The following is a 10,432-nucleotide window of genomic DNA, read 5'->3' as shown; positions in this document are numbered from 1 at the left end:
GCTGCACTCAGGGAGCGGCGGGCAGGACGCCCGCTCGCGACCGGGCCGTCCGGCCTGGCGTCGGAGCCAAAGGCACCACGCGAAGCGTGTAGCTGCGACGTCCGGCAAACGCTGGGATTATCCACCGGTCGTGCAGGTATTGCAGCCTGCACGACCGGCCTGCCAACAGGCAGGGTGTCGGATTGCCTGTCAACGGGCCCCACTCGTCTGCTCCTTTTGCACTGTGCTGGCTGTAGGTAAAAGCCGGTTTCACTAAAAGCAATTCAGAAGCCTGAGAGGTGGACAATCCCTGCGGTTGACGGGCATTCCGCAGCGCTGCGGCAGAGACGGAGGGCCAGGCGAGGGCAGCAGGGNGCAGGGATGCTGCACTCAGGGAGCGGCGGGCAGGACGCCCGCTCGCGACCGGGCCGTCCGGCCTGAAGTCGGAGCCAAAGGCACCACGCAAAGCGTGGCGCGAGGACGCCCGGCAAACGCTGGGATTATCCACCGACACCACAGGTATTGCAGCCCAAACAACTAACCGGCAAACGCTGGGATTGTCCACCGACACCACAGGTATTGCAGCCCAAACAACTAACCGGCAACCGCTGGGATTGTCTACCAGCACCTCAGATATTGCAGCTTCATGGCAGGCCAATGCACAAGACCTCAACGCGAAGTCGGCGTCAAAGACAAAGCCTGGCATCGGTCAAGGGAAAGTCCGATCGTCTTCCTCTGCCCTGCCCGCTTTATCCCAATACTCAAAGCGATAGGCAGTCGTGATATCACGGCGAATCATTCCCGCCGGAAACAACTCCGTCTCGCGTGAATAGCTAAGGGTGCAATTGCCGCGATCGTCCCACAGCTGGCACTCATCAACTGTATGCAGCTGGCTCAAGGGCGATGTCGTCAGCGTACGCAGCATAAGCTCACGATCCTGGCTGTCATAACGCAGGAACATCCGGTTGCTACCCGAAAAGGAAGACGTCAGCTGATTCTTCTTATTCCACTGATAAATGCTCTCACCGTTCGCCAGACTGTCCGAACCGCGCGCGACGCTCTTAATCAACCGGAAACGTGCATCAAAACTGTTCGTTGTTGCGGTAAAACCTTTCACTCCCTGCAACAGGAAAGTATCGGTAGAACTGGTGATAGTGCCATTCCTGCCGGTCATATAGCTGATGATGCCCTCCTTGCGCGTCACCGGCTCAGCCTCGCCCGCCCTGATTACAAACACCGAAATGTCATACGCAGTTTGCCAGCCATCTTCAACGCGGGTGATGCTCTGCACCGCCTTCATCACCACATTGCCTTCATTTTTATCGACGCTAATATTCGCCTGGAGCAGCACGCCGCAGGCATCAAACTTCGCCAGCATCCGCTTTTGCCGATCCACGTCCTTACCAAATTCACCGACGACCACCTGCTTTACCGGGCCGGTTGCGGTTCCACCCAGCACTAAAAGAGCATTGCTGTCGTTAATCTGCTGATAATGAGGCGGGCAGCCCGGCGTTGCCATTACAACACCCGTGTGCAGCAGGACAGCACAACAGGCACTTAGCAGAAGGGGTTTCATACAGGGTCTCGTCAGTAGGCAGGCATCCCTGCAAAGTATAATGGGATTATCCTGGGCGCAACTCTCGCCAGATAAAAAAAGCCCCACCAAAATGATGGGGCCTGGTACTTGCAAACATCACGTCGCTGAACTGGCGTGCTGCGCGGCAAAATCGTTTCAGGCGACGTTAACAGATGAACTGTGTAACATCGCGCCCTTCATGGCTTCAACCATATCACTGTCCACGCAGGTTCGGCTGAATTCGTCTGTCTCTGCCACCGAACTCATTGAAACACCCGCTTTGCGATAGCGCATTGGTGATGAAATTCGCTGGCTGGCCGAGCTGTGTAGCTCGCTGAGCCCGGCATCAATAAACTTTTGCAGGTTGCTGAGACGCACCCCAGCACCCGCCATGATGATTGGACCGCGGGTAGTGCGCGTTAGTTCCCTTAATAAGGGTAAACCACTTTCGGCGCTTTGCTGCTGCCCCGACGTCAGAATGCGCGCTACGCCAAGATCGGTCAGCTGTTGCAGCGCAGTCAATGGGCTGTGGCAGAGATCGAACGCACGATGGAAGGTCACCGCCATGCCATTACAGAGCGCCATTACCTGCTTCATGCGCACAAGATCAATATGACCGTCCACGTCCAGTACGCCGACCACCAGCCCTGGAAAACCCCGTTCCCGAATAAAATCGATATCAGATTTGATTTCCTCAAATTCGCCAGCGGAATAGCAGAAGTCTCCGCCACGTGGTCGTACTATCGGGTGGACCGGGATGGTCAGCCTCTCTCGAGCCTGCATCAGACTACCGGCAGAAGGCGTAAGTCCTCCCTCAGCCGGGGCAGAGCAAAGTTCGATACGATCGGCTCCGGCTTTTTCGGCCGCCAGTGCGCAATCGACTCCGTAGCAGCATACTTCCAGTTTACACATCCCATCCTCCTGTTAATGACCGCCGTCAGGTTGTGAAAATCACAGCTGATGTTTAATCTGCCTTAAGACATTAGTAATTATATTAACGGGAATCACTGACATGACATCCAGTTTTAATGAACGGATCGATCGCCGTCACAGCGATAGTGAAAAATGGCACAAATACGGGAACCAGGACATCCTTCCCCTGTGGGTGGCCGATACGGATTTCCGATCGCCAGAATGTGTGATTAACGCGTTGAAACAGCGTGTTGAACACGGCATCTTCGGGTACGGCATTACGCCGCCTGAACTGATTGATTTGGTTATTGCCCGCATGGCAGAACGCTACCAGTGGAAAATAGAGTCGGACTGGCTGGTTTTCCTGCCAGGAGTGATCAGTGGCCTTAATCTTTCGGTCCGCGCCTTTACCGAGTCCCATCAGGGGACCATCGCGCCGACGCCTGTTTACCCGCCTTTTCGCTCAGCGGCAAAACTGGCAAACCGTACGCAACTCAATGCGCAGCTGCGTCTGGAAAATCAGCGCTGGGTAATGGACTTGCTGGCGCTTGAAATGCAGATGACCGGCAACGAAAAATTACTGATGCTCTGTAATCCTCAGAATCCGGGCGGCACCGTTTACCGACGTGAAGAGCTGGAGAGCCAGCTTCGCTTCGCTCAGCGCCACGATCTGATTGTCTGCTCAGATGAGATCCACTGCGATCTCATTCTGGAGCCGGGTCTGAAGCACATCCCTTTTGCCAGCCTCAGTGAAGACGCCGCGCAGCGCTCGGTTACGCTAATGTCTCCCTCGAAAACCTTCAATATTGCCGGTCTGGGCGCATCGCTGGCGATCATTCCTAATCCTGAACTGCGCAGGCGATTCATGCAGCAGCGAAAAGGCGTCGTACCCCCCGTGGATATTCTTGCCTACGTAGCCGCCACCGCCGCCTGGCGCGATGGACAGCCCTGGCTTGATAAGCAGCTGGCCTATTTGCGTGGAACGCGCGATCTGCTAACGGCAGAGATTAACGCCATGTCGGGTCTGACGCTGTCTGCGCCGGAAGCCACCTATCTGGCGTGGATCGATGCCAGTCAGTTAAATGTGGCCAGCCCCGCGCTCTTCTTCGAGCGTCACGGGCTGGGATTCTCGCCGGGGCGCGATTTTGGTGATGATGCCTTTGTTCGTTTCAACTTCGGCTGCCCGCGGGATATGATTAACGAAGCCCTGAAACGTATGAGAAACGCGGTCAGTCTAATGAATCGCTAGGGCTTACGCCCCTTCGCTTTCCACTATTTCCTTCAGGCTCCAGGGATGGAACTTGATGGTGATACTGCCATTCGACACGGCAAGAGTGGGATTGGGCAGCCGTTCACCTTCCCCCGCCGGTGCGCTGTTTTTTATTGTCACCCCGGGCTGCACCAGTCCGGTATCAGATAACAGCGCCAGCGCGCGGTTGCCCAGCTCGCTTTCTTTACCCCGCAATACGACCTCAATATGCTCCCAGCCTTCATGTCGGTAGAGCCGATTGCCGGGCCAGGGAAGCTCGATCAGGGTGATCGCCCAGGGGCCCACCGTCAGCCCTTCCGTCAGTTCAAAAAGGGCAACGGGGCGACCATTAATATTTTTTTCTGAAAATAGCGTGCCGTGCTGTAAAAAACCTTTTTTCCATCGTTCCGCCGTCGTAATCTGGTTACAGCGCACGGCAATATGATCAATTTCAAGATCGGCCAGTCTTAAACCCAGACTTTCTGAAAATTCATCCAGCGAAGTCAAGAAACGCGGCAGATCATTGATAAGGTCGGTTAACTCTTCTGCAATTGGGCCTGTCAATGGCTCCCCCTTCGATACTTAAGTTAAATTACTGATTTTTTTTCAACGCCAGCGCCCGTATCGGACCAGTTAAACTCTTTATTTATCCAATTTCATGCTGAGAAGATGATATATAAGCCATTCTTCACTCAATTATACCCAGCTTATGCTGGTTCAGTACCAGTTTTTGTTTTAGATAGTTATACTTAACTATATGTTTTCATTTAGTTAATTTACAAAAATGCGACTTTTCTTAATTCCTGCGCGGCATCTTCCAGGCTATTCTTATTTGAGACAGATTGATCGTGACTCTCACTCAAGGAATAACCCTATGCTTATGTTGCTACTTGTCATCGTGCTGATTGCGATGATGGGATTTGCGCTGGTACGCCACTGGAAGGTACGGAATAATAAAAACACTATTTCCAGCCCGCACCGCACCCACCGTCGTCGTCCATAGCGATTTCCCGAGGGGGGACAGCCCATACTGTCCCCCTCTCATCGCAGTGGCAGCTCCACTGCTCACACCGGTAAAAATGCCCGGGTTTGCCGTCATTTGCGACCAGCTTCATGGATAACTCCCTCCGAAATGCAGTATACTTCCCCCCTTATTTTTTTGCGCCCCGGCGCGCGGGTCATATCAGCATAATTAGGGTAATTCGGTGAATATTCAGGCTCTTCTCTCAGAAAAAGTCAGTCAGGCGATGATCGCCGCAGGTGCTCCAGGCGACTGCGAGCCACAGGTGCGTCAATCCGCCAGAGCACAGTTCGGTGCTTACCAGGCCAACGGCATCATGGCCGTGGCAAAAAAGATGGGCAAGGTGCCCCGACAGCTGGCAGAAGACGTCATTAAACATCTCGATCTGGCGGGCATCGCCAGCAAAGTTGAGATTGCCGGCCCTGGCTTTATTAACCTTTTTCTCGATTCTGCCTGGCTGTCAACGCAGATCGATAGCGCCATTGCCGCTCCCCGCCTGGGCGTAACGCCGGTTGAGCCACAGACCATCGTTATCGACTATTCCGCGCCTAACGTGGCAAAAGAGATGCATGTGGGTCACGTACGTTCCACCATTATTGGTGACGCGGCGGCGCGTACGCTCTCCTTCCTGGGGCATAAGGTTATTCGTGCTAATCACGTTGGTGACTGGGGAACGCAGTTTGGCATGCTGATTGCCTTCCTGGAAAAACAGCAGAATGAGCAGCACGGCGAAATGGCACTGGCCGACCTTGAAGGCTTCTACCGCGAGGCCAAACGCACTTATGATGAAGATCCCGCCTTCGCCGAACGTGCCCGTGGCTATGTGGTGAAGCTTCAGGGCGGTGACGAATACTGTCGCACGATGTGGAAAAAGCTGGTCGACATCACCATGACGCAGAATCAGTCCATTTACGATCGGATGAACGTCACCCTGACGCGCAACGATGTGATGGGTGAGAGCCTTTATAACGATATGCTGCCCGGCATCGTTGCCGATCTGAAAGCAAAAGGTCTGGCCGTTGAAAGTGAAGGCGCCACCGTGGTCTTCCTGGATGAGTATAAAAATAAAGATGGCGACCCGATGGGCGTTATTATCCAGAAAAAAGACGGGGGCTATCTTTACACCACCACCGATATTGCCTGCGCTAAATATCGCTACGAAACGCTGAAGGCCGACCGCGTTATTTACTATATCGACTCCCGTCAGCACCAGCATCTGATGCAGGCATGGACCATTGTGCGTAAGGCAGGCTACGTGCCTGAGTCGGTGCCGCTGGAACATCATGCGTTCGGTATGATGCTGGGCAAAGACGGCAAGCCCTTCAAAACCCGTGCGGGCGGCACCATTAAGCTTTCCGACCTGCTGGACGAAGCCGTTGAGCGTGCCACCCGTCTGGTCAGTGAAAAGAATCCGGATATGCCTGCCGAACAGCTTCGCGCACTGGCGAACAGCGTCGGTATCGGAGCCATTAAGTATGCCGACTTATCGAAGAGCCGTACCACCGACTATATTTTTGACTGGGATAATATGCTCGCCTTTGAGGGCAACACCGCGCCCTATATGCAGTATGCCTACAGCCGGGTGCTGTCGGTATTCCGCAAGGCCGGCATCGGGGAAAGCGAGATAACCGGTCAGACGGTTATTCGTGAAGAGCGTGAGTCTGCCCTGGCCGTTCGCCTGTTGCAGTTTGACGAAACTATTACTCAGGTGGCCCGAGACGGTACGCCGCACGTGATGTGCGCCTATCTGTATGATCTGGCCGGGCTGTTCTCAGGATTTTACGAGCACTGCCCGATTCTGACCGCTGATGATGAAGCGACGAAGCAGAGCCGCCTGAAGCTGGCGCTGCTGACGGCGAAAACGCTTAAGTTAGGTCTGGATACGCTGGGCATCGATACGGTAGAGAGAATGTAGCATTCCCGCAACGGTCAGGGTGCGGCGATACGCGCCCTGCCGTTTTCCTGTTGAAAGACGATTATGTAGTCAGGTTATAGGCCCTCATTAGATCAGCCCCCTGATGACTTCATATATTTTGAAATTGGAAATTCCAAATTCCCCCTTCCATGTTCAATCTTCACTTCAGCTTCGGATGATTTTGTATACTTAACCCGTCCATACTGTTGACGACTGATATTTAATGCAGCCAACGCCCCCCTGAATTGATCGCCTGCATCAGGATGACGCGTCGTTTTTAACAGGCCCATATCATTGTCACCCTGAGCATCAAAACCTGTCGCGTATGCTTCAGGATCCGTCAGTTTCCCCAGAAGTCCAACTGTCGGGTTGTAATTTTCGACAAAACCGCTGTAGCAGGCGTATAAAGAAACGGCTTTAACCGTCGTATGACTTTCCAACGCATCTATAGCCGCTTTATCAAGAAGTTCCACAGGGTTCTGAGAAAGAATAACAACACTTTGATGCCCTCTTTTGGGGCTGATTGCTCCATGATAGTCGATAATGACTTTATCAATATTTTTTAGCGTTTTTTTCCCTATACTGTTCCAAGTATCAGTAAATTCTTTAACCCCCGAGACATATGCCCCCTTTACATCGTGTCCCTTATGCATCAAATAACTCATTTTTTTCTTCGAAAATTCGTGGGTTGCATAGGCTTCTGAACCAGGAAAAGAGGAGTATGGATCGGGTTTAGCACTGATATAGAGAATATTATGCCTGGGCTTATTCTCTGCGCGCGCTGTCGCCACCTTCTCTTTGATATTGAATGGCAAATCAACTTTGGCGGGTGCATAAAGTGTTTTTAGCTCATCAGCGTTTTCTTTCTCCCAGGGATCATCAGGACTTAACCCTGCTACATCCTTTAATCTGACTGGATTGTTCCTGACCATACAGAACAGGTTCTGTCCATCAATTGTTCCTGCCGGGTCAGCACTCAGCCATCTACCCACCCAACTCTGGTAATAACGGTAACCATAATAATATAGTCCCGTCGCATCCCGCTCTTTGCCCGAGTATCGCCGGGTTTTGTAGCCGGCCTCCACCTGACTCCGGGCCGCCCACGCCGCTGTTCCACCAAAGGGGTAATACTCTTCAATGCTGATAAGCTTACCCTCGCTATCCACTTCCAGCCCGCTGCTGCCAATCAGATTGTCATAGCTGTAACGTAACTGATAGTTATCGATATCCGACGGTAAGCCAATGGCCCAGTACAGCACGCGCACCTGAGCACGTCCGGCGTCCCCCACCCTCACCGTATGCAGGTCTTCTTTTAGCCTGTCCCCCTGATAAGTGGCGCGGAGTTCCAGTCCCGGCAAATACAGTGTGTGCTGCGTCTGGCTGCTGCTGCCATTCATCCTGGTGCTGATCTTGCTGATACGCATCCCGTCACTACCGTAACGGTATCGCTCATGATCGAAAGTGGTCTCCTCACGCGTTACTGCCGTGACCCGTTGCAACTCCCCACGCATATTCCAGTGCAGGTCTTGAACCAACAGCAGCTGTAACTGATGTCCGCCAGCGTCAAAAAAATCGTCAACCTGATTGATATCTCTGCTCAGGGAACTGAGCACTGCGCGATTACTCTGGGAAGATACCGTAATGTCGGTGGTAAAACTGTTGCCTGTCGCGGGCGCGCTATGGCGGATTTGACAGAGATTATCACCCCGGTCATAGCGCCAGTAACGCGTGTATTGGGTATAAATATTGTCATCGGAGGGGAGCGGGATAAACGGAGCAGGCATCTGACGATGCTGCTGGCTAATAGCGGCTATTTCACGTCCGGTCGCCTCAACCAACTGATACAAACTGTCATAAAGATAGTTATTCTGCGGCACGACCTTCTGATTGCGCCAGAACCGGGTCGCTTCTGCATCATTGGTTACCTGTACCACGTTGCCCACCGGATCATAGGTATAGCGCAGGTCCTGTAGCAGGCTGGCACCGCTGGCATGCCCGACCGGACGCTCGGTTTTAATGCCGGTCAATCGCTGGCTTTCCCTCTCGTAAGTGTAGGTGGTCACCACACCGTTGCCGTGAACTTCCCGCAATTTCTGGCCCGCAGCCGACCAGGTCAGGGAAGCCACGATAATCTGTTCACTTCCTCCCCGCAGCGTCAGCCAGCTTTCATGCAGCTGTCCGGCAATATCATACGCCATACGCTGCTGGTTACCGGTCGCATCTGTGGTCATCAATGTTGCCCCGGTGGTATCGGCCCTACTCCGCGTAATGTAGACCTCCGGAACCAGCAGGTCCTGCCAGGCCACCTCGTCCCTGTCCTGCCAGTCAGCATCGACCCCCTCCCTTAATACCCGACGGCTCACCGAAAGCGGGATACCTGTCAGTGCGAGACTATCGATCTGACTGAGTCCCGCGGGGTCGTAGTGAGACACGCACTGACCCATCAGATTCATATCTTTCCCATCTGATGCGTTGCTGGCCCAGATAAATCGCTCCGTGATACGGGCGGCCTCTCCCGTAGCCTTCTCACTAATGCTGAGAAGGCGACCGGGCAGGTTGTCCTCTTCATACTGGAAGGTTCGGGTGCTGCCAGAGGCCGAGATACTCAGAACCGGGCGACCAGCAATGTCGTTTAGATTGAGGGTGATACCCGCATCCACGCTGTCGGTGCGCAGAGCATCACCCGTTAGGAGGGACAGATAACTGAAATTAGGCCTGACCCTGATGTCCCCCTGCTGCAGATCAAACAAACGTGGATCGATACTGTGCATAAGGTGTCCACGCGCATTGAAATGGTGGCGGGTTATACGCTCATCGGTCACTGTGAGTGAGTCCTGGTGACGGTGGTAGCGCAATGTACGTACCACCCGTCCCCGATTGTCCATTACTGTGACCTCCGGGGTATTGTGATATAAAGCATTGTCCGGGTACCGCATGGGCAGCCTCCAGGCTGAGTTAAGAATAATTAGATGAATAGATGAATAGATGAATAGATGAAGGTATTAGGGTATGAGAATAAGGGGATTAAACAGCGCGCTTATTTGGGTCTGTCATTGCAATAACAGTATAAAGAGATAATGAAAAGCCTGGGTGCCAAAAATTCGGCCTGGATGCCTACAGGTGAAGGGTAACAGTGATAACGCAGGACCAAATCCGGCAGGAGAAAGGGACTGTTGCCAGGGAAACTATCCGCAAGCGGGCGGGACGTAACTGCAAACCGTCACAATATTACTGTAGTGAGTATGGCTTGAAAATTACGATCCCTGTGCGTTAGCCAAGTATAAATGTGGTTTACTACTCGCGTAATCTGCCTGTTATGTCGCGTATTAAAACTTAACGGTAGTTCACCATCACTTCATTACTCAGTACCCGCAGGGGCTGATTCAACCTGCCCTTTCCCACTACGCCGTAAACAAAATGCAGGCTTTCTGACGCGCTGACGTTGGTCAGCCCCTTCGTGGTGCCGCTTGCGCCGTCAATGGCGACGCAGCGGCTCTCCGCACAAAGATGCACCCGCAGATCGCCCGGCGCCGGGCCGGTGAGCACATAGCGCCACTCGACCTCGGTCATCACTCCGCTAACCGGCTCCGGCGACGTTAATGCAGGCGAGGCCGCCTGCATACCGCGATTGATCATGCCGGGTCCGGCGCTGCTCGCCTGCCAGGCGCCCGCCGCCTGCGTGATGCACGGCAGAAGCAGCAGCCCCCACAATGCCTGTTTCATTACTGCCTGCCAGGGGTCAGTAGCACGGGTCTTCGTCGGTTTCATCAGTGGCCTCCA

At 53.6% G+C, this 10,432-nt stretch carries 9 protein-coding genes; 3 read left to right on the top strand and 6 right to left on the bottom strand.

The genetic code is table 11. From position 1 onward, the window contains the following. The 3 genes from A1830_RS23145 to cutC all read right to left on the bottom strand — a co-directional run. Positions 1–203 (bottom strand): hypothetical protein (locus A1830_RS23145; RefSeq protein ID WP_231877555.1); only part of this gene is annotated, 203 nt, incomplete at its 3' end. A gap of 485 nt (positions 204–688) precedes the next feature. Further along, the gene (locus A1830_RS02210; RefSeq protein ID WP_231877554.1) at positions 689–1,498 is read right to left on the bottom strand and encodes a hypothetical protein; all 810 of its coding nucleotides are present in this window, start codon (positions 1,496–1,498) and stop codon (positions 689–691) included. Positions 1,499–1,711: 213 nt separating this feature from the next. Next, positions 1,712–2,467 carry a copper homeostasis protein CutC gene (gene cutC / locus A1830_RS02205; protein WP_067701102.1) on the bottom strand — a complete coding sequence of 252 codons (756 nt, stop codon included), beginning with the start codon at positions 2,465–2,467 and terminating at the stop codon, positions 1,712–1,714. Between the two features lie 100 nt (positions 2,468–2,567). Here cutC and A1830_RS02200 point away from each other — a divergent pair, with 100 nt between their 5' ends. Then, positions 2,568–3,716 carry a MalY/PatB family protein gene (locus tag A1830_RS02200; RefSeq protein ID WP_067701099.1) on the top strand — a complete coding sequence of 383 codons (1,149 nt, stop codon included), beginning with the start codon at positions 2,568–2,570 and terminating at the stop codon, positions 3,714–3,716. Positions 3,717–3,719: 3 nt separating this feature from the next. Here the strand turns inward: A1830_RS02200 and A1830_RS02195 are convergent, their stop codons facing one another. Continuing rightward, positions 3,720–4,280 (bottom strand): VOC family protein, encoded by a 561-nt coding sequence (locus A1830_RS02195; RefSeq protein ID WP_067701096.1) that lies wholly within the window; start codon positions 4,278–4,280, stop codon positions 3,720–3,722. Between the two features lie 310 nt (positions 4,281–4,590). Between A1830_RS02195 and A1830_RS23645 the strand changes: the two genes are divergently transcribed. Both A1830_RS23645 and argS read left to right on the top strand, forming a co-directional pair. After that, on the top strand, positions 4,591–4,719 hold the full coding sequence (locus A1830_RS23645; protein WP_255362062.1) for a hypothetical protein: 129 nt from the start codon (positions 4,591–4,593) through the stop codon (positions 4,717–4,719). Positions 4,720–4,921: 202 nt separating this feature from the next. Next, on the top strand, positions 4,922–6,652 hold the full coding sequence (argS, locus tag A1830_RS02190; protein ID WP_067701093.1) for an arginine--tRNA ligase: 1,731 nt from the start codon (positions 4,922–4,924) through the stop codon (positions 6,650–6,652). Positions 6,653–6,744: 92 nt separating this feature from the next. Here argS and A1830_RS02185 read toward each other — a convergent pair whose 3' ends face one another. Both A1830_RS02185 and A1830_RS02180 read right to left on the bottom strand, forming a co-directional pair. Then, positions 6,745–9,588 carry an RHS repeat-associated core domain-containing protein gene (locus tag A1830_RS02185; protein ID WP_082804066.1) on the bottom strand — a complete coding sequence of 948 codons (2,844 nt, stop codon included), beginning with the start codon at positions 9,586–9,588 and terminating at the stop codon, positions 6,745–6,747. Positions 9,589–9,985: 397 nt separating this feature from the next. Beyond that, positions 9,986–10,420 (bottom strand): flagellar protein FlhE, encoded by a 435-nt coding sequence (locus A1830_RS02180; RefSeq protein WP_369815685.1) that lies wholly within the window; start codon positions 10,418–10,420, stop codon positions 9,986–9,988. Positions 10,421–10,432: the final 12 nt, after the last annotated feature.

The organism is Erwinia sp. ErVv1 (assembly GCF_900068895.1).
Lineage (GTDB): Bacteria > Pseudomonadota > Gammaproteobacteria > Enterobacterales > Enterobacteriaceae > Erwinia.
Note: the sequence above shows the minus strand (reverse complement) of the source record. Positions and strands in the feature narration are given on the sequence as shown.

Coding starts and splice junctions, on each gene's coding strand:
- A1830_RS02180 (WP_369815685.1), bottom strand. CDS start 10,420: ATGAAACCGACGAAGACCCGTGCTACTGACCCCTGGCAGGCAGTAATG.
- A1830_RS02210 (WP_231877554.1), bottom strand. CDS start 1,498: ATGGCAACGCCGGGCTGCCCGCCTCATTATCAGCAGATTAACGACAGC.
- A1830_RS02185 (WP_082804066.1), bottom strand. CDS start 9,588: ATGCGGTACCCGGACAATGCTTTATATCACAATACCCCGGAGGTCACA.
- cutC (WP_067701102.1), bottom strand. CDS start 2,467: ATGTGTAAACTGGAAGTATGCTGCTACGGAGTCGATTGCGCACTGGCG.
- A1830_RS23645 (WP_255362062.1), top strand. CDS start 4,591: ATGCTTATGTTGCTACTTGTCATCGTGCTGATTGCGATGATGGGATTT.
- A1830_RS02200 (WP_067701099.1), top strand. CDS start 2,568: ATGACATCCAGTTTTAATGAACGGATCGATCGCCGTCACAGCGATAGT.